Origin of the sequence: Micromonospora sp. NPDC005324, from assembly GCF_040607155.1 — a bacterium.
GTDB lineage: Bacteria > Actinomycetota > Actinomycetes > Mycobacteriales > Micromonosporaceae > Micromonospora > Micromonospora trifolii.
This window is the reverse complement of sequence record NZ_JBEXGE010000026.1, coordinates 57,073-83,709: the sequence shown is the minus strand read 5'-3', so window position 1 is coordinate 83,709 and position 26,637 is coordinate 57,073. Positions and strand designations below refer to the sequence as shown.

Sequence of the window (26,637 nt, the reverse complement as noted above, 5' to 3'; positions counted from 1 at the left end):
GCTTCAATAGGCCTTTCGCGCGACACGCTCACGTATCGGCAAAAGTCGACGTGCAACTTGCATGAAGCACGTCCCTGATGCACTCTGTCCGTATGGCACGGATCACTCAGCGTCTCCGTTCGGTCCCTCGGAGTGGTGACCCCACCGCTGCGGGCAAGCCGGGCACGGCGCGGGCCCGGCCCACGACAACGCGACCTGCTCCGGGGTAAGGACCCCGCCGCTGCAAGCCGGCAAGCTGCGGCGGCGGGCGCGGTTCCCGGAAGCAACCGGGTGGTGGTCGGGTGGCGGCACGTCACCAGCGGGGTACGGCCCGACCACTGCCATCCGCACCACCGGTTCACGAGGCACGACCCCGTCACCGGCCGAGACGTCCCCCGTTCAGGCACCGCCGGCGCAGCCGCCGGCCGATCCTCCCCAGGAGCCCATGTGCTTCCCCGCACCGGTGACGTACTGCACGTGACACGCGCGGCGAGTGTCCAGTTCCTCAGGCCGATCAAGTTCCGGGTGATCCGGGTGCTCGACTGGCCGACCTACGACGGCTGGCTCTGGCTCGACGGCTACGAGTTGAACGCCGCGGGCGACGCGGTCACCCGACGGTCGATCTTCGTCCAGCGGGAAGGGCTGCAACAACTGCAGGCCGCCCCCGAACCCCGCCCGCACACCGTGCGGGCCCGCCGCCCGGTCGCGCGGACCCCGCTCCGGGTGGGCTGACCGACCCGATCCGCCGCCGGTGGGCGTGCCGTCGCCATAGAATCGGTACGCCCACCCCGGCACCGTTCCACCCGCTCGTCCAGGACCCTGACCCTGGGATGGTCATGGTCAATCAGCCCGCCCTGCGGCGGCACCACCGCTCCCGTATCGCCTACGCCTTCGGACTCCTCGCCCTCCTCGGGGCGATGACGACACTCCTGGTCCTCGTCCGCGACCCGGCGATGTCGTCCACCCGGCTGACCACACCGGTGCCCGCACCGGAGATCACAGTGCTCGACTCCGACCCGCCGACGGGCGACGGTCGGTCAATCTACGAGCAACCCGGCTGGGTCGACACCGGCCTCCCGGCCGACCACGCCGGTCGCGCCGACCCGACCGGGCCGGTGTCCGGCCTTGGTGCCGGTGGCCAGTCCGACGGCCGTCAGGAACTCACCGAAGCAGCTCCGGCCGGGCACAGCGCCACGGACATCCGCCGCTCCCTCTTCTGGTCCGGCATCTTCGGCCTCGCCATCTCACTCGCCGGCATCGGCCTCGTCGGCACCCGCCGCCGGATGTGGTGACCAGCGGTCACGACGTGCTCGTCACAGTGGGGCTCGGCGTGGTCGGGCTCGCATCGGTCGAGGGCTGGGCCTGAGAAATGATCAACAACACCTCGTCGTCGGTCGACACCGACGTACCCGCCTCCGGCTCGGTGCCCACCACCGTCCCCGGTGGCAGCTCCGACGGGCGGTACACCACCCGGTAGGGCAGACCGAGCCGAGTCAACAGCCCCTCGGCGGTGGCCTGCGGCAGGCCGGCGAGCGGAGGCACCGGCACCTCGTCCGGCGCGTCAGTGGTCGGCGAGCTGCTCGGCGACTCACTGGTGGGCGCCGCCGACGTGGGGGCTGCGCTGGTCGGCGGGGTGCTGGGGGCACTGATCGGCGGAGGGGACGGGGTGGGCCCAGGATCGTCCCGGTCGTCGTCCTGCTGGGCGAGCACCAACCAGAGTGCGCCCCCGAGCAGGCCGGCGAGCAGCAGCGCCAGTACGCCCCAGAGGATCGGCGACCACCACCGCCGACCACCCTGCTCCTCGACGTACCACTCACCGCCCGCGTCGTCCGGTCGGGGCGAGCGCACCTCGGCCCGGCCGGACCAGGACGGCGGTATCGGCGCCGTCCGGTCGGCCGGCCGGCCCGGCCGGGTGCCGGCGGACCGGTCGATCGCCATGGTCTGGTCCGGCGACAGGTCGGGACGAGCCGGGACAGCACTGTCGATCGGTGCCGTCTCGTCCGGGTCGGTGGCCGCTGGCGACGGTTGCGTCGGCTCCGGTCCGCCGCCGGCGGCGGGTCCGGTCGCGGCCGGCCGATCCGCGGCGGGTCCGGTCGCGGCCGGCCGATCGGCGGCGGCCCCGGTAGGCCCGGGCCGGTCAGCGGCGGGGGGCAGTGGGCGGGTCCGGTCGTCGTCGTGCTCGCCGGCGGGAGGCTCCTGACGGTCGTCGCTCATCGCACGTCCTTTCCCGAACCGGACGGGCGGCATGGCCCTCGACCGCCAACCTAGTCGCCCACACCGCCGTCGGTGGGGATCAGCGTGCCGAGCCGCGCCGACTGCCGGCGAGACAGGACGGCGGTCACGCGCCGGGAGGTTCGAACCCGCCGGCCTGGAATCAGGGCGTGGGTTTCGCGGTCGGCTGGCCGTCGGAGCCGCACCAGATGCTGACCTGGTCGTTCCACCGGGCCGGGCCGTCCTCGGCGGGCTCCTGCCGGCTGACCTTCCCAACGCGTCCGCTGACGTAGCGCGGGTAGAGGCCCTCGTCGACCAACTCGTCGGCGGCGTCCGCGCAGCTCCTGCCGACCACGTCCGGCACCTCGGCGGCCGGCGCCGGCCCGGCGACCTGCAGTTGCACAGTCGTCCCCCGGGCGACCTCGGTGCCCACGTCCGGCGTGGTGCTCTCGACCGTACGGCCGGTGCCGCCACCAAAGACCAGCCGCCAACCCAGCCGCTGCTTGCGCAGCGTGTCCCGGGCCTGCTCGAAGTCGGTGCCGATCACCGGCGGCACGGTCAGGCCGGCCCCCCTGGTCGGGGTGGCGGAGGTCTGGACCGCCGACGGTGTCGGCCGCCCGCTGCTCGGTCGGGGTGCGGTGGCCCGGGTGGTCGACGGGCCGGCCGTGGTCGCGACGGCCAGCGGATCACCAGCGGGTGTGTAGTCCTCGCCGGCCAGCAACCAGCCACCGGTCGCGCCCACGGCGGCGAGCAGCACCGCCGCCAACCCACCACCGAGCACGACGCTGGCCCGGCCCGCACCGCCACCGGCGGAATTCTGCTGGCCCGTTTTCGTGTCCGTCATAGCGCCCACCGCCTCATCACCGGCGACCGTACCGCCCGCCGCCCAATCCGCCGCACTGGCGGTCCACACCGGCGGGTCGTTGCGACTCGCCGCGCCGACGACGGGACGTTACGCTGCCCGGCATGGCCAGACAGGGCTGGGGAGTGTCGATCGCGACGGCGATCGGGGTCGCTGCCGGCGCGGGTGCCGCGCAACTGGGCTTCGGCTACGGGCTCGGCGTCATCACCTGGACGCCCACCGACGCCGGTGCGACCGACACAGCCTGGGCGGACGGCCTCGCCTGGGCCACCTGGCTCGCCGCCAGCTCGACGGTCCTCGGGGCGGTCTGCGCGCAGCGGCTGCACCAACGGAACACCGTGAACTCTCCGACCGACGGTGTTGCCCGTCGCGAGGGCCCACAGCTCGGCGATCGGGCGCCGGAGCGCGAGAGCCCGGTTGACGGGCCTCCATCGGCCGTCGACACCGCCCGGCCGGAGGTGGCAGGCACACTTCCACCGGTGGCCGAGCCGCCGGTCCACGACCGAGGTGGCCTGCTGCGCCGGGTGGCCCTGGCGCTTGGCGCCGGGCTGGGCGGGCTGGTCACGGTGCTCTTGATCGCCGTACCCGCGCGGGTCGCGACCGGTGCGGACACCGGCGCGCCGCAACGGACGGCCGCCGTACAGGCGACGCTGGGCATCCTGATCGGCGTCCTCGTCGCGATCTGGGCGCTTCGCTCCCGAGCCGCCGCGGCCAACGTGACAGCGACGGCCGCCTGGCTCTGGCTGCTCGCGGTGATCTCCGTGATCGACGGTGTACGCGTCGGACGAGGGCTGACCGGCGCGCAACTCGGCACCTGGCAGTTCGACCCGGACCACGCCCGGTACTGGATCGGGGGCCAGCTCTACTGGCCCGGCGCGCTGCTGGCACTGCTGCCCGCGCTGCTGATCGGCGTACTGGCCGCCCGGCGGTCCGCCCGCTCGGGCGGGCACCTCGTCGGTGCGGCGGCCTCCGGAGCGGCGGGCCCGGTGCTCGTCGCGCTCGCCTACCTGACCACCCTGCCGCACTGGTCGACGCTGGGCCCCGCGCAGTTGTCCACCCAGCTGATCGCCCCGTACGCGGTGATCGCCGGTATCGGCGGCTCGGTGCTGGCTGCCCGCCTCGGCGAGCGAAGCGAGCGGAACCGCCCAGCCGCACAGAGCCGCCCGGCCGAGCCGGGTGCTGGCGCTCGGGACACGGTGGCCGACCCGGCGCCGGTCGCCGAGACCGGAACCGCACCGCCAGCCTCCGGCTCGACGGCCGGGACCTCGGCCTTGACGGCGGGAACCGCGGCGCGGCGCAGGAGGGCCGACGCCCCACCGCAGACGCCCCGGACGGGCTCGCTGCCGGGCGACGCCACCGCGGCACCACAGGTTCCCGCCCCGCGTACGGACCCGGACCTCGCGGATCCGGCCCGTCCCAGCGAAGCACCAGCGGCAGAGGACCTGACCCCCACCAGCCGGCGCACCCGAGCAGCCCGCCGCGCCACCCGCCCGACAACCGACTAACCCCGCCCCTGCCTCCCGGCCCCCGGCCCATCGCGGCCCACCCTGTTGATCATGAAGTTATTGCCACCTCGTCCGGCGTGTCATGGCAATAACTTCATAATCAACGCGTTCGGAGGTGGGGCTGGGGTGGGGTGGGGTGGGGTGGGTTAGGTGGTTGGCCAGGTGTGGACTGGTTGGTTGGTGCGCTGGAGTTCGGCGTAGCGCTGGACCATGTGGTGCAGCGCGGCCGTCCGGTCCATGCCGTGGTGCCGTTCCGCCGCCCAGACCGCCTCGGTCTGCCAGACGGCGCCGTTGCGGCCGGTACGGCAGCGCTGCTCGATGATGTCGAGCAGCCGGTCCCGCTGCGCCGGGGCGACACCGAACCCGTCCAGCCCGGTGGCGGCGGTGGGCAGTAGTTGGTCCAGGACCAGCTTGGTGACCGGCACGTCGCCGAGCCCGGGCCAGTGCAGCACGGCGTCGAGGCCACGTCGGGCGGCGGCGTGGAAGTTCTCCTCGGCGGAGCTGAAGGTGAGTTGACTCCAGATCGGACGGTCGGCCTCGGCCAGACCGCCTACCAGCCCGAAGTAGAAGGCCGCGTTGGCCAGCATGTCCACCACCGTCGGACCGGCCGGCAGCACCCGGTTCTCCACACGCAGATGTGGGCGGCCGTTCATGATGTCGTAGACCGGACGGTTCCACCGGTAGACAGTGCCGTTGTGCAACCGCAGCTCACCGAGCTGTGGCACACCGCCGGCGTGCAGGACCTCCACCGGGTCCTCGTCCTCGCAGATCGGCAGCAGCGGCGGGAAGTACCTGACGTTCTCCTCGAACAGGTCGAAGATCGAGGTGATCCACCGTTCGCCGAACCACACCCGCGGCCGTACACCCTGGGCCTTCAGTTCGTCCGGGCGGGTGTCGGTGGCCTGCTGGAACAGGGCGATCCGCGTTTCGGCCCACAGTTGGCGGCCGTACAGGAAGGGGCTGTTCGCCCCGACCGCCACCTGCACCCCGGCGATGGCCTGGGACGCGTTCCAGTAGTCGGCGAAGCTGTCCGGTGCGACCTGGAGGTGGAACTGGAGGCTCGTGCAGGCGGCCTCGGGGGCGATCGAGTCGGTGTGCGTCCGCAACTGCTCGACGCCGCGGATGTCCAGCTCGATGTCCTCGCCCCGGGCGCCGACGATCTGGTCGTTGAGCACCCGGTACCGCTCGTTGGTGGAGAGGTTGTCCTCGACCAGGTGCCCCTCGGTGAGGGTGGGCAGGATGCCGACCAGGACGATCTTGGCGTCGGATCTGGCCGCGCGCTCGTCGGCCCGGGAGAGGCTGCCGCGCAGGTCGTGCTCGTAGTCGGCGAAGCCGGTGCCCTCGATCAGTCGGGGTTCGGCGTTGAGTTCCAGGTTGAACTGCCCCAACTCGGTCTGGAAGAGGGGGTCGGCGATGTCGGCGAGGATCTCCTCGTTGCGCATCGCCGGCTCGGCGGCCGAGTCGACCAGGTTGAGTTCGATCTCCAGGCCGGTCATCGGCCGGTCGGCGTCGAAGCCGAAGTCGTCGAGCATCAGGGCGAAGACGTCAAGGCACCGCCGCACCTTCTGCCGATATCGGACGCGATCATCCCGGGTGAAGGCGCCCTCTGAGACGTCCCTGCCCATGTGTCCTCCCGACGGCCGGCGCGGTCGGGATCCTGCCGTCCCGGAAGCGCTTTGTGAAGCATCCACGGTAAGAGCGCCCACCTGACCGGGGCCAGAGGCCGACGGCGGTGATCCGACGTCGACCGGCGCGGACGCGCTCGTGGCGCCATCTGTACCCCGTCGTCGACCGGCTGGACCCGATGGCGGTGCGAACAACCCGTGACAATTACCACGAGCGGGAACGACGCAGGGCCCGCGCCGACGTACGGCGCGGGCCCTGCGTACCGGATCGCCGGGAGGATCCCCCCTGGCCCTCCGGCGATCCCCGGGGATCAGGCCTGACGGACGGCCTCGCCCTCGATCTCGATCTTGATCTTGCGGCTGACCAGCACGCCCCCGGTCTCCAGGGCGACGTTCCAGGTCAGGCCGAACTCCTCGCGGTCGATCTCGGTGCTGGCGGAGAAGCCGAAGATGTCCTGGCCGAACGGGCTGCGGCCGACACCCTCGAACTCCACCTCCAGCTCGACCGGGCGGGTGACGTCCTTGATGGTCAGCTCACCGGTGAGCACGAACTCGCTGCCGCGACGGGACTTGACCCCGGTGCTGCGGAACTCGAGCGTCGGGAACTTCTCGGCATCCAGGAACTCGGGGCTGCGCAGGTGAGCGTCCCGGTCGGCCTGGGTGGTGTCGACGCTGGCGGCCTGGATGGTGGCGACGACCGACGACTGCAGCGGGTCCTCGGCGACGGTGATGGTGGCGGTCGCCTCGTTGAACTCACCGCGAACCTTGCTCACCATCATGTGCCGGGCGACGAAGCCGACCCGCTTGTGCGCCACGTCGAGCGCGTAGGTGCCGGCCGCCGGGATCGTGAGGCCGTCCCAGTCGCGGGTAACCGTGTCGATGCTGCTGGTCATGCTGCTGTCCTCCAGGGGGATTGTTTAGTAGCCCAACGACTGCTTGAGCAACTATAACTGCAACAACATTCCCCGTGTCAAGCACTGGTACGATGAATGGGTGACCAACGTCTTCGACGATCCCCGGATCACCGCCGTCGGCCTGCTCTTCGAGGCACACGCCGGGCTGTCCGCCCGGTTCAACGCCCAGCTTGAGGAGCACGGCCTCTCCTCGGTCGAGTTCGAGGTCATCACCCGACTGGCCCGCTCGCCGGGCAACCAACTACGCATGACCGACCTCGCCGCGCAGACCTCCCTGTCGACCAGCGGAGTGACCCGGGTGGTGGACCGGATGGAGCGCGACGGGTTGCTCACCCGCCGGGCCTGCCCGAACGACCGACGCAGCTCGTACGCGGTGGTCACCGCCTCTGGGATGCAGCGCCTGAACGAGACGCTGCCCGGGCACCTGCAGATGATCGAGCAGTGGTTCACCGGTCAGCTCGACCCCGAGGCGCTGGCGGCTCTCCTCGACGGGTTGCGCCGGGTCCGCGACGCCGCGCATCCCTGCGCCACCGCCGGCAGTGACGCCGTCAGCCCGGAGCAGGTCGCCGCCACCGACAACGCCAGCCGGCGGCACTGACAAGCACCGCTGTCGGGCGGCGGCAGCGGCAGAAAGACCGGCAGAACTGACCCAGCCAAGCTGGAGGATTCGGTCCAAGCCGACTTTCTGCCACCGCACCGATGGCAGGCTTCCCGCACCGGGGATCACCGGGGGGTGACGGCGCGGGCGATCAGCGAGGGGCAGCACCAAAGGGGGCTCTTCGCCCGCGCCACTCTCCCGATCCGCTCGGGAAAAGCGCAGGCTACCGAGCCGGTCCACCCCGGGCGGCGATCAGCGAGTAGAGCAGGCCAGACTCCTGCGGCAACAGCCGGATGCCGCTCTCCGCACAGACCCGGTCCAGTCGATCGAGCACCGCCGGGTCCGCGGTGCTGGCAGCCAGCCCCACCAGCGCCTCCACCACATCGCGGCGATCCTGCCCCGCCTGGTCGGCGGCGGCCGCGAACCACTCGGCAGCCAACTCCCGGTCACCCCGGTGCAGCGCCAGGTTCCCCTCGATCAGCGCACAGAGTCCGGCCTCCGGGCCACCCCAGGCCAGCCCAGCGTCGTCCGAGCGCGGTCGCGGCACCCTCGGCCGCGCCGGCAGCGCCTCCACGCTCCCGGCGCGCAACTCGGTCAGCACCTCGGTCGCCTCCGCGACCCGCCCGTCCTGAGCGAGCGCCAGCCCGACGGTCCCGAGCACCCGACGGCGACGCCCAGGATCACCCAGCTCGGACAGGGCAGCGATCGCCCGCCGGCCCCGATCGATGGCGTCCGCGTACCAGCCCTCCAGGCGGGCGACCTCGGCTCGATTGGCCCAGCCGAGCACCCGCAGTCGCTGCTCCCCACTCTCGGCGGCGAGTCGGTCCACCGCGGCGAGCCGGCGACGGGCCGCAGCCAGGTCACCCGTACGGATCTCATGCCAGGCGAGGCTGTTCTGCGCCACCGCCAGGTCCCGGGTCCGCCCGTTGCGGGCGGCCAACCGCAGCAGCGCCTCGGCCTGCTCGCGAGCCTCGTCCTGCCGCCCGACGGAGATCAGCAGGGTGCCGAGCACGTTGCGCGCCTCCAACTCCCCGGTGACGTCGCCGGCCTGCCGGAAGCTGTCCAACGCCGCACGGGCCGTCGACAACTCCTCGGCGCCCGCGCCGTGCTCCGCCGCCAGCCGGGCGACCCCGAGGGCGGCCCAGCCACGCAGGAGAGGATCGGCGTCGGCGGTGCGCGGGTCCGCCAGCAGCCGCCGCAGCCACTGCCGCCCGACCACGTCGCGTCCGCGGAACCGCCACCAGCGGGTCAGGCAGGCCGCCAGCCGCAGCGCTGTCAACGGGTCGTCGGTAGCCGCATGGGCCAGCGACGAACTGATGTCACTGCTCATCTCGTCCAGCCGGTGCACCGCGTCGGGTACCCGTGGGCCGATCAGGTCGGTGGCGGTCCGGGCCACCAGGCGCGCGATGACCTCCGCATGTCGACGCCGGATGCAGGTCAGCTCACCCGCACCGGCCGCCTGCTCGACGGCGTAGTCGCGGACCGCGTCGAGCAGCCGGAACCGGAACGACCCGGTCCCGCGTACGCTCAGCAGCCCCAACTCGACGAAGCGGTCCAACAGCGGAACCGGGTCGATCGCCACGGTGCCGTCCCGATCGGCCTCGTCGGCGAGCATCTCCTCGGCCAACTCGACCGACCAGCGGTTGCCGAAGACGGCCAACTGTCGCAGCGCGGCCTGCTCGTCCGACGCCAACAGGCGGTAGCTGAACGCCACCGCGTCCCGCAGGGTGACGGCGACCGAGACCGCCGCGCGGGTGTCGGGTCCGCCCGTCCGGCTGCCGAACACCTCCGGTGCGTCCCAGGCCGGGTGGGCGGAGCTGTCGGCGGGAGTGGCCAGGTCGAGCACCCGGTCGCCGTACCGGTCGAGCAGTTCGGTGAGGTCGAGGAGTCGGCCCCGGGCGGCCATCAGCTCGATGGCCAACGGCAGCCCGCCCAACCGCCGCACCAACGCGGCGAGCGCCGGCAGCTCGTCGGGGGTGGGTGGCTCCCGGCGGACCTGAGCGAGCCGGGCGGTGAACAACGCGACCGCCGGCCACGATTCGAGTCCGGATTGCTCGACCTCCGGTGGTGGCACGTCGAGCGGCGCGACCGGCCAGACCCGCTCACCGGGCAACCCGACCGGGTGTCGCCCGGTGACCAGCACCCGCAGCGAGGGCAGTGCGCCGATCAGCCGGTGCAGGGTCGCGGCCACCGGGCCCGGGGCGCGCTCCACCGCGTCCATCACCAGCAGCGTCGGTCGCCCGGCGAGCAGCGCCACGAGTTCGGACAGGCGCGCCACGCCGAGCACCGACATCGAGGCGGCGAGCACGTCCGGACCGTCCGCACCCTCGCCCACCAGCACCCCGGCCACACCGGCCGGGTGGGCGGAGGCCACCAGGTGCGCCACCGACGTCGCCAGGGCGGTCTTGCCGACGCCGGCCAACCCGACGAGGCTCACCAACCGGGGCCCTCGCTCCGCGGTCAGCATTCCGGCCAGCTCGGTGAGGTCACGCTCTCGGCCGATCAACGCGACCGGCGGCGGGAGCGCGACCGACGGGTCGGCGGGTGCGGCCGCCGACGTGGCGTTGCCGCCGACCGCGAACGCCGTCGAGGTGGCGTCCGGCGGGGCCGGTTCGGCACCGGCGCCGCGGGCCGCGGCCAGGAAAGCCGCCCGGCTGGTGCCGGTCAGCGCCAGCGCCCCGGCGAGCAGCTCGACAGTGGTGCGTTGTGGCCGGATCGACCGGCCACGCTCCAGGTCACGCACCGTCCGCACACCCACCCCGGCCCGGGACGCCAGCTCGGCCTGAGTCAGGCCGGCGGCGCGTCGATGCCCGCGGAGCAGCTCCGGCAGAGTGGTACGTCCGGCCGGGCTCCGCGACCAGTCATGATCCGGAGTCATGGGCACGAAGAGTACGGATGGACTCCGACCGTCGGCAGTCGAACGTCGGGCTACTGACGCCCGCTCGCCGAAACCCGACAGCCGTACGGACAGTTCGTCCGGGACGACCGGCCGATCACCACTTAGAGACCCAGATCCCGAGCGATGATCATGCGCTGCACCTCACTGGTGCCCTCGCCGATCTCCAGGATCTTGGAGTCCCGCCAGAACCGGGCCACCGGGTACTCGTTCATGAAGCCGTACCCGCCGTGGATCTGGGTGGCCTCCCGGGCGTTGTCCACAGCGATCGTGCTGGCGTGCAGCTTGGCGATGGCGGCCTGCCGCTTGAACGGCTCGCCGGCCAGCATCCGCGCGGCGGCGTCGTAGTACGCCAGGCGAGCGGTGTGTGCCTTCAGCTCCATGTCGGCGATCTTGAACTGGATGGCCTGGTTGGCGCCGATCGGCTTGCCGAAGGCGTGCCGCTCCTTCGCGTACTTGATCGACTCGTCGACACAACCTTGGGCGAGGCCGACGGCGAGCGCGGCGATGGCGATCCGGCCCTCGTCCAGAATGCGCAGGAACTGCGCGAAACCCCGACCCCGGGCACCGAGCAGGTTGGCGGCCGGGACGCGGCAGTCGTCGAAGGTCAGCTCGTGGGTGTCCGAGGCGGTCCAGCCCACCTTGGAGTAGCCGGGCGCGACGGCGAACCCGGGCGTGCCGGTCGGCACGATGATCGTCGACAGCTCCTTGGAGCCGTCCGGGTTCGTGCCGGTCACCGCGGTGACAGTGACCATGGCCGTGATGTCGGTCCCCGAGTTGGTGATGAACGCCTTCGACCCGTTGATCACCCACTCGTCGCCGTCCAGCACGGCCCGGGTCTGCGTGCCGGCGGCGTCCGATCCGGTGCCCGGCTCGGTGAGACCGAAGCCGGCCAGCGCCTCGCCGCTGAGCAGCCGGGGCAGCCAGGTCGCCTTCTGCTCCTCGGTGCCGAAGCGGTAGATCGGCATCGCGCCCAGCGAGACCGCCGCCTCCAACGTGATCGCCACACTGGAGTCGACCCGGGCCAACTCCTCCAGGGCCAGGCAGAGCGCGAAGTAGTCACCGCCCATGCCGCCGCGCTCCTCCGCGAAGGGCAGACCGAACAGGCCCATCTTGCCCATCTGCCGGATCACCTCGTACGGGAAGGTGTGCTGCTCGTAGTGCTCGGCGATGACCGGGGCGACCACCTCGCGGGCGAACTCCCGCACGCTCTCGCGCAGCGCCTCTTGTTCGTCGGTGAGCCGGAAGTCCATCTCATCCTCCTGTAAGGACGGTCCGCCCCGACGCTCGTGACGCCGGGGGCGGGTCGCTGTGCGGGCCTGAGTCGGTGATCAGACCGGGGTGACGCCGTGCCGACGGCGGGAGAAGTGCCGATCCTTGGTGCGCGCCGCCGCGAATCGACGGACCAGCTCGGTGCGCAGGTCGTGCGGCTCGACGATGGCGTCCACCACCAGCTCGCTGGCGAGCCGGACGACGTCGATGTCCTGCTCGTACTCGGCCCGCTTGGCGGCGACGAAGGCGGCCCGCTCATCCTCGTCCGCAATGGCGGCGATCTTGTTGGCGTAGACCGCGTTCACGGCGGCCTCGGCGCCCATCACGGCGATCTTCGCGGTCGGCAGCGCGATCGTGGCGTCCGGCTCGAACCCGGGGCCGGCCATCGCGTAGAGGCCGGCGCCGTACGCCTTGCGGACCACCACGCAGATCTTCGGCACTGTCGCCTCGGAGATCGCGGTGATCATCTTGGCGCCGTGCCGGATGATGCCCTGCTTCTCCACAGCGCTACCGACCATGAAGCCGGGCACGTCGCTGAGGAACAGCAGCGGCACGTTGAACGCGTCGCAGAGCTGCACGAACCGGGTGGCCTTGTCGGCCGAGTCGACGAAGAGCACGCCGCCCTTGAACATCGAGTTGTTGCCGATCACGCCGACGACCTGACCGTCGAGACGGCCGAAGCCGATGGTCAACTCCTTGGCCCAGAGCGCCTGGATCTCGAAGAACGAACCCTCGTCGAGCAGGCCCTTGACGTACCGCCGCATGTCGAACGCCTGCCGCTCACTGGCCGGCACCAAGGCGGCCAGGTCGGCCTTCGCGGGCGCGGCGACCGCCGGTGCGGTCGGCGGCGCCTGCGTCCAGTTCGCCGGCAGGTACGACAGGTAGGTCTTCACGACGTCGAGCGCGTCGGCCTCGGTCTTGCAGAGGAAGTGCCCCACGCCGGATTCGGCGGTGTGCACCTTCGCCCCGCCCATCGCCTCCAGGGTGGTCTTCTCGCCGGTGACCATCTCGACCATCCGGTCGGAGCCGAGATACATGCTCGCGTTGCCGTCGACCAGCGCCACCACGTCGCAGAACGCCGGAATGTACGCCCCACCGGCGGCGCTCGGGCCGAACAGCGCGCAGACCTGCGGGATCGAGCCCGAGGCGCGGACCTGGTTCCAGAAGATCTTGCCGGCGCCACGCCGGCCGGGGAAGAGGTCGACCTGGTCGGTGATCCGGGCGCCGGCCGAGTCGACCAGGTAGACCATCGGCACGCCGGCGCCGTACGCCCGCTCGATGATCCTGATGATCTTCTCGACGGTGCGGGCGCCCCAGCTGCCGGCCTTGACGGTGGAGTCGTTGGCCATCAGGCAGACTTGTCGGCCGTCGATCGTGGCGGTGCCGGTCACCACGCCGTCGGCGGGCAGCCCCTCGGCCATCGTGTTGGCGTAGAGGCCGTCCTCGACGAACGAGCCCTCGTCGACCAGGAGCGCGACCCGTTCGCGGGCGAAGAGCTTGCCCTTGGCCGCGTTGGCCGCGTGGTACTTGTCCGCGCCGCCGGACCGGGCCCGCTTGCGCAGCTGCTCCAGTGCCTCACCGTCGAGCGTCACGCCGACTCCTCCGCCATACTGACCTGAACGATCGTTAGGCTAGCGCATCGGCGCGGTTGTCGGCGACCTATGAGCGAACCAGACAGCGAAGCCGAGAGCAAGACATTGAAAAACGTGAATACATGTCGCTAGGCTCCTGGCACCCCTCTTCCCAGATCGGAGTCAGCGATGACCTCACGACTCAATCGGCTCGCCGTCGCGTTGCTCGCGACGACACTCGCCACCCTCGGCATCACGGTCGCCAACCCGTCGCCCGCGTCCGCCGCCATGACCATCTGCTACAACACCAGCCAGGCGGGAAGCTACGCCAGCGTCGCCAACCAGGCCGCCTCGATCTGGAACAACGCCACCGTCAACCTGACGCTCTCCGCCAACTGCGGCTCCAACCTCCGGATCTACCGGATCACCGGCGGCGGTTCGTACGCCCAGCGGACCAGCCTCGGCAACGGCCGGGTCTACATCGACACCCAGCAGGCCGCCCAGTACAGCGTCCTGCGGATCATGACCCACGAGATCGGGCACATCCTCGGACTGCCGGACAACTACAACGGCAACTGCGCGCTGCTGATGTCCGGTGGTAGCGCCGGCACCAGCTGCACCAACGCGTACCCGAGCACCGCCGAGGCGAACCGGGTCAGCAACCTCTTCGCCGGCACGCGCATCGCCACCGAGCGCGGCACTGACAGCGCCGGGGCTGACATCTTCCGCGACAGCTGGCCGAGCATGCTCACCTCCGTGAGCTGATCGACCGGGCACGTCGGAGGGGCCGGCACCAGGCCGGCCCCTCCCCGTGTCCTCAGCTCGGCAGCGGCGTCAGCCGGGTACGCGGACCCGCGCGCAGCACACCGGACGGCAGCTTCTTGCCGAGCAACTCCTCGGCCAACTCCGCCGCCTCGATGAGCGCCGGCAGGTCGATGCCGGTGTCGATGCCCATGTCGTGCAGCATGTGCACGGCCTCCTCGGTGGCCAGGTTGCCGCTCGCCCCCGGCGCGTACGGGCAGCCACCGAGGCCACCGACGCTGGCGTCGAACTCGGTCACCCCCAGCTCCAGCGCTGTCAGCAGATTGGCCAACGCCGTACCCCGGGTGTTGTGGAAGTGCAGCAGGACCGGCACGTGCGCGTTGCGGTCGCGTACAGCGGTCACCAGCTCGCGAACCCGACGCGGAGTGCCCATGCCGGTGGTGTCGCCGAACGCGACCCGGTCCGCGCCGTCGCGGACGACCCGATCCACGATTCCGGCCACCCGCTGCGGGTCGATGTCACCCTCGTACGGGCAGCCGAAGCTGGTCGCCACGATCACCTCGACCCGCGCCGACGCACCGTGCAGCAGGTCGATCAGCTCGGCGATGTCGTCCAGCGACTCGTCGGTGGACCGGTTGACGTTGCGCCGGTTGTGCGTGTCGCTGGCCGAGACCACCACCTCGATCTCGGTGAATCCGGCGGCGAGGGCCCGCTGGGCGCCCCGGGTGTTCGGCACCAGCGCGGAGTACCGCACCCCGTCGGCCTTCACCGCCCGCTGCCACACCTCGTCGGCGTCGGCCATCTGCGGGATCGCCTTGGGGTGCACGAACGACACCGCTTCGATCCGGCGTACGCCGGTGCCGGAGAGGGCGTCGAGCAGCCGCACCTTGGCGTCGGTCGGGATCGGGTCCTCGTTCTGCAACCCGTCCCGCGGCCCAACCTCACGGATGGAGACGAAACTCGGCAGGTCCGCCATAAGGGGTCACCTCACTGTGACGAAAGCAGTGCTTAGGGGTCCTCTCAGCATGCCACCCCGCTGTCGGCCCGGGGCGGTCAGCGCGGGGCGCGGGGTTGGCGCATGCGGGAGACGATGCCGGTGTCGTAGGCACCGGAGAGGAACTCCTCGTTGGTCAGCAGCTCGGCGAAGAAGGGGACGTTGTTCTTCGGGCCTTCGATCTGGAACGCCGCGACGGCTGCCTCTGCGCGATCAAGTGCCTCGTCGCGCGTCGCCCCGCTCACGATCAGCTTGGCCAGCAGGCTGTCGTAGAACGGGGTGACAGTGTTGCCCTCGGTGTAGCCGGAGTCCACCCGGACGCCCTCGCCCGTCGGCTCCACCCACGTCCTGATCACACCGGGGCCGGGCAGGAAGCGCTTCGGGTCCTCTGCGTTGATCCGCATCTCGATGGCGTGCCCACTCGGCGTCAACGCGTCCGGGTCGAACGTCGGCGCCAGCCCGGAGGCCACCCGCAGCTGCTCCTCGACCAGGTCGATGCCGTAGACGTACTCGGTCACCGGGTGCTCCACCTGCAACCGCGTGTTCATCTCCAAGAAGAAGAAGTCTTCGGAGCCGGGGGCAGTGCCAGCAGCGTCCCGCTCACGCGGGACCAGCAGACACTCCACAGTGCCAGCGTTGCGGTATCCGACCGCCTCGCCGGCCCGCACCGCCGCCGCCAGGAGGCGGGCTCGCAGCTCCGGCGAGACGGCCGGCGACGGGGACTCCTCCACCAGCTTCTGGTTGCGCCGCTGCACCGAGCACTCCCGCTCGCCGAGCGCCACCACCCGGCCATCGGCCAGGCCGAGGATCTGCACCTCGACGTGCCGCACCCGGGGGAAGTACCGCTCGATCAACACCGAACCGTCGCCGAACATCCGCTCGGCGAACGCGCGCACCTTGTCGTACTCGGTGCGCAGCGCGGCCTCGTCGACGGCCACGCCCATGCCCATGCCGCCGCCACCGGCGGCTGCCTTGACCATCACCGGGTAGCCGATCTCGGCGGCGGCCGTCACCGCCGCGTCCAGGTCGGCGGCCGGGTCGGTGGTGCCGGGCGCGACCGGAACACCTGCCGCCGCCATCAGGTTCCGGGCGTTGATCTTGTCGCCCATCGCGGTGATCGCTTCCGCGTCGGGTCCGACCCAGATCAGGCCGCTCGCCTCGACGGTACGGGCGAACTCGGCGTTCTCCGACAGGAAGCCGTACCCGGGGTGGATGGCCTGCGCGCCCGTCGACTTCGCGGCGGCGAGGATCGCCTCGGTGTTGCGGTAGCTCAGCGCCGGGTTCGGTGGGCCGATGAGGACCGCCTCGTCCGCCTCCGCGACGAACGGCAGGTCCGCGTCGGCCTCCGAGTGCACAGCGATCACGCGGATGCCGAGCCGCTTGGCGGTCCGGATGATCCGGCGGGCAATCTCGCCCCGATTGGCGACCAGCAGTGACTCGATCATGTTTCCTCCCGGCGTCCGGATGGTGGGACGATGTCAGGGAATCATGACCGGTACGGTTCTGACGAGTCGGCTCAGGCGAGCAGCGCGGCCAGGGTCGCGCCGCGCAGCAGCTCGGCGCGGCGTCGCCGGTCCACCTCACCACCGAGGAACGGCGTCGAGTTCATCAGGCCGAACGCGGCGTGTGCGAGCACCCGCGCCTCACCGTCGGGCATGCCCGGGTGCAGCGCGGTGAGCACGGTGACCCACTCCTCGACGTAGAGCCGTTGCAGGCGCCGAATCCGGCGCCGCGGCTCCTCGGGCAGGCGGTCCAGCTCGTGCAGGTGCAACGCGATCACCGCCGGATTGGCCAGCGCGAACTCGACGTGGAAGTCGATCAGCGACTCCAGCACGCCGCGCGGGTCGTCCGAGCGCCCGACGACGCGTTCCCGGCCACCGGCCAGCAACCCCTCGCTGACCGGAATCAGCGCGGCGGCCAGCATGGCTTCCTTGCCGGCGAAGTGGTGGTAGAGCGCCGGACCGGTGACCCCGGCGGCCGCGCCGATGTCGTCCATCGACACGCCGTGATAGCCACGCGCCGCGAACAGACCTACCGCGATCTCCAGGATCTCGTCCTTGCGGGACCTGCGCCGGCCCGCACCCGCCGCACCCCGTGCCTGCTGCTCCACCGTCACCGGGCAAGCCTAGACCGCGAGGAGCCCGCAATGGTTGCCGGTCAGTTCCGTTCGCACCGGACCTGGTTGGCCGCCCCTGACCTGGCCAGGGGCGGCCCGCCAGGTCAGTCGTCCTCGTCCAGGTCGTGCCGGCGCTCACCGTACCGATGATCACCGACAGACACGGTCCCCTTGTCGTCCGGCGGCTTGACCCTCGACCCGGTCGAACCGGCACGGTCGCCGGCATGACTTCCTCAGCTCTGGGCCGGGACTTCCGGCTCCTGTGGTCCGCGGCCGTCTCGTCCCGGTTCGGGGACGCGCTGCGTACCCCGGCGCTGGCCCTGCTGGCCGCGACCGTGACCCGTGACCCGCGGATCATCGCGGCGGTCACAGTGGCCGGGCAGTTGCCGCCGCTGCTCTTCGGCCTGCTCGGCGGCGTGTACGCGGACCGCTGGGACCGCCGTCGGACGATGGCACTGGTCGACGGGGTACGCGCGGCCGTGGTGGCGGCGCTGGCCGTGGTGGTCGCGCTCAACCGGGTGAGCGTCCTGGTGCTGCTGGTGGCGGCGTTCCTGCTCGCCTCGTTGGGCACTCTCTTCGACTCCGCTTCGTTCGCGTTGCTCCCCGCGCTGGTGCCGGCGGACGCGCTGCCCCTGGCGAACGGCCGGCTCCAGGCGGGGTCGGCTGTGGCCGGTGGCTTCCTCGGAGCGCCGGCCGCCGGTGTCCTGTTCGCCGTGGCTCCGGCCCTCCCGTTCGCCCTCGACGCCGTCACCTTCGCGGCGGCCGCCCTGCTCGTGCTGGCCCTCAGTCCGGCTCCCGCCATCAGCCCGGGGACGGTCCGGCGGCGCGGCTCGGTGTGGAGCGAGATCGTCGAAGGGCTTCGTTGGTTGCGGGCGCACCGGACCCTGTGGCGGGTCACAGTGCTCGCCGCCGCGAGCAACCTGGCGATCAGCGGGATCATGGCGGTGCTCGTGCTCTACGCGCTGGACGTGCTGCGGGTGCCGCCGGCCGGGTACGGGCTGTTCGCCGCCGCCGCCATCGTCGGGGGCGTGGCGGGGGCGCTCGGGGCGGGGCGGCTGGCCGCCTGGCTCGGCACGGTGCCGGCACTGCGCGCGGTGCTGGCCGTGGAGACCGTGGCGCTGACCGGCTTCGCGCTGGCTCGGCATCCGGTGTCGGGCGGGGTCGCGCTGGCCGTCTTCGCCGCCGGCACCGTGGTGTGGAACAGCCTGGGGGCGTCGTACGGGCAGCGGCAGGTGCCGAGCGAGCTGCTGGGCCGGGTCGGTGCGGCCCAGCGGATGGTCGGTCTGCTCACCGCACCGCTCGGCGCGGCGCTCGCCGGGCTGGCCGCCGCGGCGTACGGCACGGCGCCGGTGGCGGGCGCGGCGGCGGGGACGTTCGCGCTGGTCACCCTCGCCGCGTGGCGTTCACTGCGGCCGGCCGCGCCCGCTGTGCTGACCAGCAGCCGCGCGGGCTAGCGCGGCGTCCGCTCCCGGTGCGACAGCCCGGACAGGCGCAGCGCGATACGCCGACGAGCCGGTGGGACGGCACCGAGCAGCCGGAGCAGGACGTCGCGGGCGGGCCGACGAGCCGGGGAGACGCCGGCCAACCTGGTCAGCCCAGCGGCGAAGCTGAGCACGTCCTCGGCCATCGGCCGCTGCCGGGCGGTGTAGTCGTCGAGCAGTGTCTCCGGGCCACCGTCGAGCACGTCCGCCACGGCGGTGCCGAGCGCGACCGCGTCGCAGATGCCGAGGTTCATGCCCTGCCCACCGGCCGGGCTGTGCACGTGCCCGGCGTCGCCGGCCAGTAGCACCGGCCCGGCTCGGAAGGTGTCGGCGAGCCGGTGGTGCACCCGGAACCGGGAGCCCCAGAGGACCTCGGTCACCCGGTCGGGTCGTCGCGCCGGGCCGCGCTCGTCGAGCAACGCCTGAAGGTAGGCCGCATCCGGTTCGGCAGGGGCGCTCGCCACGGCGGCGACCAACCGGACCACCCCACCGGGCAGTGGCGCCCAGACCAGCGGCCCGGGGCGGGCGAGGAAGAGCGCCGCCTCGTCGCGGGGCAGCACGCTGTGCACCCGCACGTCGGCGAGCACGAAGGACTCCTCGTCGCTGCCACCGGTGAAGCCGATGCCGGCCAACTGCCGGACCGTGCTGTGCAGGCCGTCCGCGCCGACCACGAACCGGGCCCGCAGCACCTCCCCGTCGACCTGCGCGAGCATGCCGTCACCGGCGTGACTGAGCCCGGTGAGCTGGCACGGCCGTCGTATCTGGACACCGAGTTCAGCCAACTTCTCGGTGAGCACGGCCTCGGTGACCGCCTGGGAGACCAGCAGCGCGTAGGGGAAGCGGGACGGCAGCTCGTGGAACGGCACCGACAGCAACACCCGGTCCCGGTCGCGCACTGTGAAGCGCGGCGTCCGCACCGCCTGGGCGATCATCGGCGCTGCGGCGTCGATCCGATCCAGCACCTCCAGGGTGTACGCGTGCACGACGGCGGCGCGGGAGGTCGTCGGCGGCGCGGCCAACCGGTCCAGCACTGTCACCTCGACCCCGCGCCGGGCCAGCGTCAACGCGGTGGCGAGACCGGTGGGGCCGGCGCCCACCACCAGGACGTCGGTGCTCGTGGGCAGCATGGCCACCTCCAGAAGACCGTTGCCAACATGCGTTGGCAAACGCTTGTTGGCAACGCTAGGGCCCGCTCGATTGCATGTCAACACTTGTTGGCATACGGTCGTTGGCATGACGCCGTCCGCCCAGTCGACCCAGCCCCGCCGCTCCGACGCCACCCGGGCGGCGATCCTGCGAGCGGCCCGGGAACGGTTCGCGGCGGACGGCTACGAGCGCGCCACGATCCGGGCCATCGCCGGCGACGCCCAGATCGACCCGTCGATGGTCATGCGCTACTACGGCAGCAAGGAGGGGCTCTTCGCGGCGGCGGCCGAGTTCGACCTACGCCTGCCCGACCTGACCTCGGTGCCGCCCGCCCACCTCGGTGAGGTGCTGGTCCGGCACTTCCTCGCCCGCTGGGAGGGCGACGAGACACTGGTGGCGCTGCTGCGGGCCGCCAGCACCAACCCCGGCGCGGCCGAACGCATGCGCGTCATCTTCGCCGACCAGCTCACCGCCGCAGTGGCCACGTTCGGCAGCGAGCCGACGCTGACCGCCCGACGGGCCGGCCTGGTGGCCAGCCAGATCCTCGGCCTCGCCTTCACCCGGTACATCGTCCGCCTGCCGCCCATGGTGGACACCCCGCCGGATGAGCTGGTCTCCTGGATCGCGCCGACGCTCCAGCGCTATCTGACCGGAACGCCACCGGGCTGACCCAACCTTTTCCCACCTCCCGTGCGTCTGCCAGATGACGCGTGCAGCGCGACGGCCGGGAGGGGGGCGGATGGCGCCGACGAGGGACGACGGACGCGACGGCTACCTCGCCTTCGTGGAGAACCACCAGCACCGGCTGCTCCGCGCGGCCTACCTGATCTGCGGCAACCGGCATCAGGCCGAGGACCTCCTCCAGGACGCGCTGCTGAAGCTGGCGCTGCGCTGGTCCTCGGTCCGCGACGGCGACCCCTCCGCGTACGTGCGGGCCATCCTCTACCGGGACTCGGTGTCGTGGTGGCGTCGTCGGCGGCGGGAGTGGCTCAGTGCCGCGCCGCCGGACCAGGTCGCCCACGACCGTGACGGCGCGTTGCGGCTGACGATGCACGACGCGCTGGGCCTGCTGCCACCGCGGCAGCGGGCCGTGCTGGTGTTGCGCTACTACGAGGACCTGACCGAGGTCGCCACCGCAGAGGCGCTCGGGGTGACGGTCGGCACCGTGAAGAGCCAGTGCCACGCGGCGCTGCGCCGACTCCGCGAGGTCGCCCCGGACCTCGCCCGCGATGCCCGACCGCGCCGGGGCTCGGCCGATCTGGCCAGCGGCCTGGAGGTGAACCCGTGAACGAGCAGGAATTGCGTCGACTGCTGACCGTCAGCGTCGAGGAGGTGCTCCCGAGCCAGCCGGCAGCCGCCGGATGGGAGCGGGCTCGGCGTACCCGGCGTACCCGGCGGGCCGTCGGAGTGGTCGCCCTGGCCGTGTTGCTGGTCGGTGGTGGCACTGTGGCGGCGCTGCGCCCACCCGCCGGTCCGCCACCGGCCCCGCCGGTCGGCCCGACGGTGACCCCGACCGTCGATCCCACCCACGCGGGTCCGGTGCAGAAACCGCCCGCTGAGCTTACTTTCCCTCCCGATCCGTTGGCCCGCCTCGGCGACCCGGCGACCGTGCCGCTGTCCGAGCGACCGGTCCAGCGGGCGCTGGCGCTGTTCCAGCCGCTGGACGAGGAGAACCGCGCGAACGGCCCGGTCCGGGTGCTCGGCAACGACGGCGTGATACGCAGCCTCGACGTGGTGACGCTGGCACCGACCCGGGACGCGGGCGGCAACGAGGCGGCCGCCCTGAAGCCGGGGGTGCTGTCGCCGGACGGACGGTCGGCCGCGTTCGCGCAGACCAAAGAGCTGATCATGATCGACCTCACCACGGCGGCCGTCCGCCGGATACCGCTCGACGGCTACCTGGAACTGGTGGTGTGGGCGCACGACCGGGTGCTGGTCGGGGGCGACGACCGCACGTACGCGGTGGATCGGACCACCGGGGCGGCCAGCACGATCGACGTGTCGACCTGGGAGTTGATCGCACCCGACCCGGCTGCCGGTCGGGAGGCCCCGTTGATCGAGGTGTACGGCGAGGGGACCGGCCTGACGCTCCGCAGCCGGACCGCCCGGGAGGGCAAACTCCGCTCCGAAGAGCCGGTCAACGGCTCGGCGTTGCCCTCGCCCTACCAGGTCAACGAGTTCTACGGCCGGGGCTGGTTGCACGGCGAACGCCTGGCCAGGGCAGCCTGGATCACCAGCAGCGAGATCAGCGGTGCCGAGGGGGTGGCCGTGCTCGACGCGCGGACCGGCGCCGTTCTGCACCTGCTCGACCTGGGCCGGGACCGCGCAAAGGGCTGCTGCGAGGTGCTGGGCTGGGACAACAAGGGCGCGGTGCTGCTCCGACTGCAACCGGCTGCCCTGGCCCGCTGGCATCCGGAGACCGGCGAGATCACCGGTATCGTCGGCGACCTGCGCGGCGTGTTCGCACTGGCCGGCTGAAACACCGTCCCCGCGCGACGTTCACCGTCACGCAGGGACGATCGTGCCGCTCAGGCGGCCAGGCCCCCCGGCTGGTCACCCTGGACGACGGGCGCCCGGACCAGGTTGCCCCACTCGGTCCACGAGCCGTCGTAGTTGCGCACCTGCGGGTAGCCCAACAGGTGCCGCAGCACGAACCAGGTGTGGCTGGACCGCTCGCCGATCCGGCAGTACGCGATCACGTCGTCGTCGGGGCTCAACCCCAACTGGTCGGCGTAGATCGCCTTCAGCTCGTCGGCGGACTTGAACGTGCCGTCGGAGTTGGCGGCGGACTTCCACGGCTTGCTGACCGCGCCCGGGATGTGCCCGCCGCGCAGCGCACCCTCCTGCGGGTAGTCCGGCATGTGCAGCATCTCACCGGTGTACTCACCCGGCGACCTGACGTCGACCAGCGGCCGGCCGGAGGCGATGTGCGCCATGACCTGCTCGCGGAAGGCCCGCAGCGGGGCGTCGTCGCGAAGCGGCACCGGATAGTCGGCGCGCGGACGAGCCGGCTTGTCGCGGGTCACCTCGCGCCCCTCGGCGATCCACTTCTGCCGGCCGCCGTCGAGCAGTCGCACATCGGCGTGGCCGAAGAGCGAGAAGACCCAGAGGGCGTACGCGGCCCACCAGTTGAAGTTGTCGCCGTAGAAGACGACAGTGTCGCCCCGGCCGATACCCTTCGCGGCACACATCTCGGCGAAGCTCTTGGCGTCCAGGTAGTCCCGGGTCACCTGATCGTTCAGCTCCAGGTGCCAGTCGACCTTGACCGCACCGGGAATGTGACCGGACTCGTAGAGCAGCACGTCCTCGTCGGACTCGACGACGACGAGGCCCTCGTCGCCCAGATGCTCGGCCAACCACTCGGTGGTGACCAGCCGCTGCGGGTCCGCGTACGACTGGAGGCGGGGATCGGGATCGTTCGGCACAGACATGATCCCCAAGGTACGCCGTTCAGGCGCGGCGGTGGGCGATCCGACCAGCGACCACTGTCACCAGGCAGGCCCCGTCGACGCCGTGCACCGCGAGGTCGGCCCGCCCGGCCGGCCGCAGCGTCGGCGCCACGGCGGTGGCCAGCACCAGCAGGTCGCCGCGCTCGACGGCGGCCCGCAGGGCGGGGTCGGCCAGGTGTTCCGCCAGCACCGCCGTCACCCCGGTACGGAGCAGCGCGTGCACCCGCTCACGCGGGGTTGGCGCGGGCGGCAGCGGACGGTCGTGCAGCAGACCCGGCCCCAGCGTGCCGGGCCAGCGGCGAACCCGGGCGTTGGCGTACGCCGAACTCAGCTCGGCCAGCGGGCCGACGGCCTCGATCCGGTCACCACTGATCAGCACGGCGTGCTCGGGCAGCGGCTCGCCGTCCGGGTCGCGGCGCAGCAGTGCCGCGGTGTGCAGGGTGAGCATGCTCAGTCGACGAGCGGGCCGAGTTGCGGGCGCTTCGCCGTCACCGTGTCGCCGGACGACCGACCGGTCAACCGCCGCTTCATCCAGGGGGCGAGGTACTGACCGGCCCACCGCAGGTCGGAGGCGCGGGCGGCCAGCCACGGCGACGGCGCCGGGTGCGGCGGAACCATCAACCACTCTTCGTCGCAACCGACCCCGAGGGCGTTCAACACCTGCCCGGCCACCCGGCGATGCCCGGCCGGGGAAAGGTGCAGCCGGTCGGTGCTCCAGAGCATCGGGTTGAGGAACGTGTCGTCGGCGTACAGGTCGACCATGATGGCGCCGTGCCGCTCGGCGGTCTCACCGACCGCCTGGTTGAGCAGCTGCACCCGGGGGGCGACAAGGCGTTGGCCGGGCAGTCGGGCCATCACGTCCGCGAACCGGAACAGGAGCACGTCCGCGCCGCCCGAGCGCAGTTGCCGGACCACCTCGTCGAAGCGGGCGACCAGCGTGGCCGGGTCGAAGGTGCGCCGCAGCACGTCGTTGCCACCGGCCGCGAAACTGATCAGATCCGGTTTCATCGCCACTGCGGAGGGCACCTGTTCGGCGACCACGCCGGGGAAGAGCCGGCCCCGGATGGCCAGGTTGGCGTACCGGAAGTCGGGGCCCGCGTCGGCGGCGAGCCGGGTCGCCACCAGGTCCGCCCAGCCCCGGTAGGTGCCGTCCGGGTACGCGTCGTCCATACCCTCGGTGAAGCTGTCCCCGACCGCGACAAAACTGCCCCAGCGCACCCCGCGCCCCCTCACGCCTTCGTTGCCTGCGGCGACCAGTCTCTCACCGCGGGAACGCCCGGTGCCGCCCCGAATCCACGACGTGTCGGAGGTCATTGCGCAGGTCCAACCTCGGCAGCCTGATCCCACGCGGGATCGCCGATACCGGGGTGCTCGACCACCTTGGATACCGCGATGTCGGCCGATGCCGAAATGGATCGCCGGGCCGGGCGCGCCCGCTCTAGGCTGCGCGGATGCTGCTACGCATGTCGACCCTGTTGCTGCGGACCCTGCGCGAGGATCCGGCCGACGCGGAGGTGCCGAGCCACCGGCTGCTGCTGCGCGCCGGCTACATCCGTCGGGCCGCACCGGGCGGCTACACCTGGCTGCCGCTGGGCAAGCTGGTGCTGGATCGGATCACCGAGGTGGTGCGGGCCGAGCTGATGGCGATCGGCGACCAGGAGGTGCACTTCCCGGCGTTGCTGCCCGCCGAGCCGTACCGCACCAGCGGGCGGTGGACGGAGTACGGCGACGACATCTTCACCCTCGCCGACCGGCGCGGCGCCGAACACCTGTTGGCGCCCACCCATGAGGAGATGGCGGCGCTGCTGGTCAAGGATCTGTTCACCTCGTACCGGGACTTCCCGGTGACGCTGTTCCAGGTGCAGACGAAGTTCCGCGACGAGGCTCGGCCGCGTGCCGGGTTGCTGCGCGGCAGGGAGTTCCTGATGAAGGACGCGTACTCCTTCGACCTGGACGAGGCAGGGCTGCGGGAGGCGTACGGGCGGCATCGTGCCGCGTACCAGCGGATCTTCAACCGGTTGGGGCTGGACTACGCGGTGGTGCAGGCGATGTCCGGCGCGATGGGCGGCTCCGCGTCGGAGGAGTTCCTGGCGGCGACGCCGGTCGGCGAGGACACCTTCGTCGGCTGCACCTCCTGTCACTACGCGGCGAACACGGAGGCGGTGGCCACCCGGGCGCCGAGCGCCGGTGACCCGAGCACGCGGCCGGCCGTCGAGGTGCACGACACGCCGGAGACCCCGACGATCGCGAGCCTGGTGGAGCTGGCCAACGCCCGTCGGTTGGGCGGTCGGGACGGCTGGACCGCCGCCGACACCCTGAAGAACGTCGTGCTGTCCGTCCGTCAGCCGGGCGCCGACCGGGCCGAGCCCCTGGTCGTCGGCCTGCCCGGTGACCGGGAGGTCGACCTGAAGCGGGTCGGTGCCGCACTGCACCCCGCACAGGTGACCGTCTTCGAGGACTGGGCCGACCATCCGGAGTTGGTTCGCGGCTACATCGGGCCGCAACTGCTCGACAAGCTGGGCATCCGTTACCTGGTCGATCCTCGGGTGGTGGCCGGGTCGGCCTGGCTGACCGGGGCGAACGAGCCGGGTCGACACGCCACCGACGTGGTGTGCGGAAGGGACTTCACCCCCGACGGCACCATCGAGGCGGCCGACGTCCGCGCCGGCGACCCCTGCCCGGAGTGCGAGGCGGGCGAGCTGACCATCCGGCGGGGCATCGAGATCGGGCACATCTTCCAGCTTGGTCGCCGCTTCACCGACGCCTTCGCTGTCGACGTGCTCGGACCGGCCGGCAAGCCGGTCCGGCCGACAATGGGCTGCTACGGCATCGGCGTCTCCCGGGCGGTGGCGGCCGTCGCCGAACAGCACCACGACGACCGGGGTCTCATCTGGCCGGCGGCGATCGCGCCGTGTGACGTACACCTGGTGGTTGCGGGCAAGGGCCCGCAGCTCGATGCGGCGCTGGAGCTCGGCGGGCGTCTCGCCGCCGCCGGCCTGCGGGTGCTGGTCGACGACCGCACGCACGTCTCGGCCGGGGTCAAGTTCACCGACGCCGAGCTGATCGGCATCCCCCGGGCCGTCGTGGTCGGCCGCCGACTCGCCGACGGGTACGTCGAGCTGCGCGAGCGGGCCGGCGACGGGCGCACCGAGCTGCCGCTGGACGGTCTGGTGGAGCGACTCGTCCACGAGGTACGCCAGGTTCGTGCAAGCCTGGTGTAGCTGCCGCGTCACGGGGTAGTGCTGTCGGATCGGGT

The 26,637-nt window shown here is 72.0% G+C and carries 24 protein-coding genes; 10 read left to right on the top strand and 14 right to left on the bottom strand.

Annotated elements, in window-relative coordinates:
* The first annotated feature begins 426 nt into the window (after positions 1-426).
* Positions 427-711 (top strand): hypothetical protein, encoded by a 285-nt coding sequence (locus ABZS40_RS24835; RefSeq protein WP_091396374.1) that lies wholly within the window; start codon positions 427-429, stop codon positions 709-711.
* A gap of 98 nt (positions 712-809) precedes the next feature.
* The gene (locus tag ABZS40_RS24830) at positions 810-1,271 is read left to right on the top strand and encodes a hypothetical protein (protein WP_354945830.1); all 462 of its coding nucleotides are present in this window, start codon (positions 810-812) and stop codon (positions 1,269-1,271) included.
* A 7-nt stretch (positions 1,272-1,278) separates the two neighbouring features.
* On the opposite strand, the gene ABZS40_RS24825 is transcribed toward ABZS40_RS24830, so the two are convergent.
* Both ABZS40_RS24825 and ABZS40_RS24820 read right to left on the bottom strand, forming a co-directional pair.
* The gene (locus ABZS40_RS24825) at positions 1,279-2,193 is read right to left on the bottom strand and encodes a PASTA domain-containing protein (protein ID WP_354945828.1); all 915 of its coding nucleotides are present in this window, start codon (positions 2,191-2,193) and stop codon (positions 1,279-1,281) included.
* A 160-nt stretch (positions 2,194-2,353) separates the two neighbouring features.
* Entirely contained in the window at positions 2,354-3,034 is a 681-nt protein-coding gene (locus tag ABZS40_RS24820; protein WP_354945827.1) for a PASTA domain-containing protein, read from the bottom strand.
* 122 nt (positions 3,035-3,156) lie between these two features.
* On the opposite strand from ABZS40_RS24820, the gene ABZS40_RS24815 reads away from it, so the two are divergent.
* A complete protein-coding gene (locus tag ABZS40_RS24815; protein ID WP_354945825.1) occupies positions 3,157-4,557 on the top strand; it encodes a hypothetical protein in 1,401 nt (466 codons plus the stop codon).
* 146 nt (positions 4,558-4,703) lie between these two features.
* Here the strand turns inward: ABZS40_RS24815 and ABZS40_RS24810 are convergent, their stop codons facing one another.
* Both ABZS40_RS24810 and ABZS40_RS24805 read right to left on the bottom strand, forming a co-directional pair.
* Positions 4,704-6,182, bottom strand: a complete 1,479-nt coding sequence (locus tag ABZS40_RS24810; RefSeq protein ID WP_354945824.1) for a glutamate--cysteine ligase — start codon at positions 6,180-6,182, stop codon at positions 4,704-4,706.
* Positions 6,183-6,493: 311 nt separating this feature from the next.
* Positions 6,494-7,075, bottom strand: coding sequence for a YceI family protein (locus ABZS40_RS24805; protein ID WP_354945822.1), 582 nt, complete (start codon positions 7,073-7,075; stop codon positions 6,494-6,496).
* Positions 7,076-7,175: 100 nt separating this feature from the next.
* Between ABZS40_RS24805 and ABZS40_RS24800 the strand changes: the two genes are divergently transcribed.
* A complete protein-coding gene (locus tag ABZS40_RS24800; RefSeq protein ID WP_354945820.1) occupies positions 7,176-7,694 on the top strand; it encodes a MarR family transcriptional regulator in 519 nt (172 codons plus the stop codon).
* A gap of 223 nt (positions 7,695-7,917) precedes the next feature.
* Here ABZS40_RS24800 and ABZS40_RS24795 read toward each other — a convergent pair whose 3' ends face one another.
* The 3 genes from ABZS40_RS24795 to ABZS40_RS24785 form a co-directional block, all read right to left on the bottom strand.
* Positions 7,918-10,572, bottom strand: a complete 2,655-nt coding sequence (locus tag ABZS40_RS24795) for a helix-turn-helix domain-containing protein (RefSeq protein ID WP_354945818.1) — start codon at positions 10,570-10,572, stop codon at positions 7,918-7,920.
* Between the two features lie 122 nt (positions 10,573-10,694).
* On the bottom strand, positions 10,695-11,843 hold the full coding sequence (locus ABZS40_RS24790; protein WP_354945816.1) for an acyl-CoA dehydrogenase family protein: 1,149 nt from the start codon (positions 11,841-11,843) through the stop codon (positions 10,695-10,697).
* A gap of 78 nt (positions 11,844-11,921) precedes the next feature.
* A complete protein-coding gene (locus ABZS40_RS24785; protein ID WP_266304086.1) occupies positions 11,922-13,454 on the bottom strand; it encodes an acyl-CoA carboxylase subunit beta in 1,533 nt (510 codons plus the stop codon).
* Between the two features lie 168 nt (positions 13,455-13,622).
* Here ABZS40_RS24785 and ABZS40_RS24780 point away from each other — a divergent pair, with 168 nt between their 5' ends.
* Entirely contained in the window at positions 13,623-14,198 is a 576-nt protein-coding gene (locus ABZS40_RS24780) for a snapalysin family zinc-dependent metalloprotease (RefSeq protein ID WP_354945814.1), read from the top strand.
* A gap of 52 nt (positions 14,199-14,250) precedes the next feature.
* Here the strand turns inward: ABZS40_RS24780 and ABZS40_RS24775 are convergent, their stop codons facing one another.
* From ABZS40_RS24775 to ABZS40_RS24765, 3 genes are all read right to left on the bottom strand, one after another.
* Positions 14,251-15,171, bottom strand: a complete 921-nt coding sequence (locus ABZS40_RS24775; protein ID WP_354945812.1) for a hydroxymethylglutaryl-CoA lyase — start codon at positions 15,169-15,171, stop codon at positions 14,251-14,253.
* Positions 15,172-15,248: 77 nt separating this feature from the next.
* Positions 15,249-16,634 (bottom strand): biotin carboxylase N-terminal domain-containing protein, encoded by a 1,386-nt coding sequence (locus tag ABZS40_RS24770; RefSeq protein WP_354945811.1) that lies wholly within the window; start codon positions 16,632-16,634, stop codon positions 15,249-15,251.
* A gap of 71 nt (positions 16,635-16,705) precedes the next feature.
* Positions 16,706-17,305 (bottom strand): TetR/AcrR family transcriptional regulator, encoded by a 600-nt coding sequence (locus ABZS40_RS24765; RefSeq protein ID WP_354945810.1) that lies wholly within the window; start codon positions 17,303-17,305, stop codon positions 16,706-16,708.
* A gap of 224 nt (positions 17,306-17,529) precedes the next feature.
* On the opposite strand from ABZS40_RS24765, the gene ABZS40_RS24760 reads away from it, so the two are divergent.
* The gene (locus tag ABZS40_RS24760) at positions 17,530-18,759 is read left to right on the top strand and encodes an MFS transporter (RefSeq protein WP_354945809.1); all 1,230 of its coding nucleotides are present in this window, start codon (positions 17,530-17,532) and stop codon (positions 18,757-18,759) included.
* On the opposite strand, the gene ABZS40_RS24755 is transcribed toward ABZS40_RS24760, so the two are convergent.
* Positions 18,756-19,913, bottom strand: coding sequence for an FAD-dependent oxidoreductase (locus ABZS40_RS24755; RefSeq protein WP_354945808.1), 1,158 nt, complete (start codon positions 19,911-19,913; stop codon positions 18,756-18,758). The two genes, ABZS40_RS24760 and ABZS40_RS24755, sit on opposite strands and share 4 nt — an antisense overlap.
* A 106-nt stretch (positions 19,914-20,019) precedes the next feature.
* On the opposite strand from ABZS40_RS24755, the gene ABZS40_RS24750 reads away from it, so the two are divergent.
* From ABZS40_RS24750 to ABZS40_RS24740, 3 genes are all read left to right on the top strand, one after another.
* A complete protein-coding gene (locus ABZS40_RS24750) occupies positions 20,020-20,601 on the top strand; it encodes a TetR family transcriptional regulator (RefSeq protein ID WP_354945807.1) in 582 nt (193 codons plus the stop codon).
* Positions 20,602-20,671: 70 nt separating this feature from the next.
* Positions 20,672-21,220, top strand: a complete 549-nt coding sequence (locus ABZS40_RS24745; RefSeq protein ID WP_354945806.1) for a SigE family RNA polymerase sigma factor — start codon at positions 20,672-20,674, stop codon at positions 21,218-21,220.
* Complete coding sequence (locus tag ABZS40_RS24740; RefSeq protein WP_354945805.1) at positions 21,217-22,410, top strand: hypothetical protein; 1,194 nt, start codon at positions 21,217-21,219, stop codon at positions 22,408-22,410. Before ABZS40_RS24745 ends, ABZS40_RS24740 begins: the two co-directional genes overlap by 4 nt.
* 50 nt (positions 22,411-22,460) lie before the next feature.
* Here the strand turns inward: ABZS40_RS24740 and ABZS40_RS24735 are convergent, their stop codons facing one another.
* From ABZS40_RS24735 to ABZS40_RS24725, 3 genes are read right to left on the bottom strand one after another with little or no spacing between them, the layout of a single operon-like run.
* Complete coding sequence (locus ABZS40_RS24735) at positions 22,461-23,363, bottom strand: sulfurtransferase (RefSeq protein WP_354945804.1); 903 nt, start codon at positions 23,361-23,363, stop codon at positions 22,461-22,463.
* Positions 23,364-23,382: 19 nt separating this feature from the next.
* Positions 23,383-23,829, bottom strand: coding sequence for a hypothetical protein (locus ABZS40_RS24730; RefSeq protein ID WP_354945802.1), 447 nt, complete (start codon positions 23,827-23,829; stop codon positions 23,383-23,385).
* A 2-nt stretch (positions 23,830-23,831) separates the two neighbouring features.
* The gene (locus tag ABZS40_RS24725) at positions 23,832-24,599 is read right to left on the bottom strand and encodes an SGNH/GDSL hydrolase family protein (RefSeq protein ID WP_354945801.1); all 768 of its coding nucleotides are present in this window, start codon (positions 24,597-24,599) and stop codon (positions 23,832-23,834) included.
* Between the two features lie 233 nt (positions 24,600-24,832).
* Between ABZS40_RS24725 and ABZS40_RS24720 the strand changes: the two genes are divergently transcribed.
* Positions 24,833-26,602: a proline--tRNA ligase gene (locus ABZS40_RS24720; protein WP_354945800.1), complete on the top strand. Its 1,770-nt coding sequence runs from the start codon at positions 24,833-24,835 to the stop codon at positions 26,600-26,602.
* The last annotated feature ends 35 nt before the right edge of the window (positions 26,603-26,637 follow it).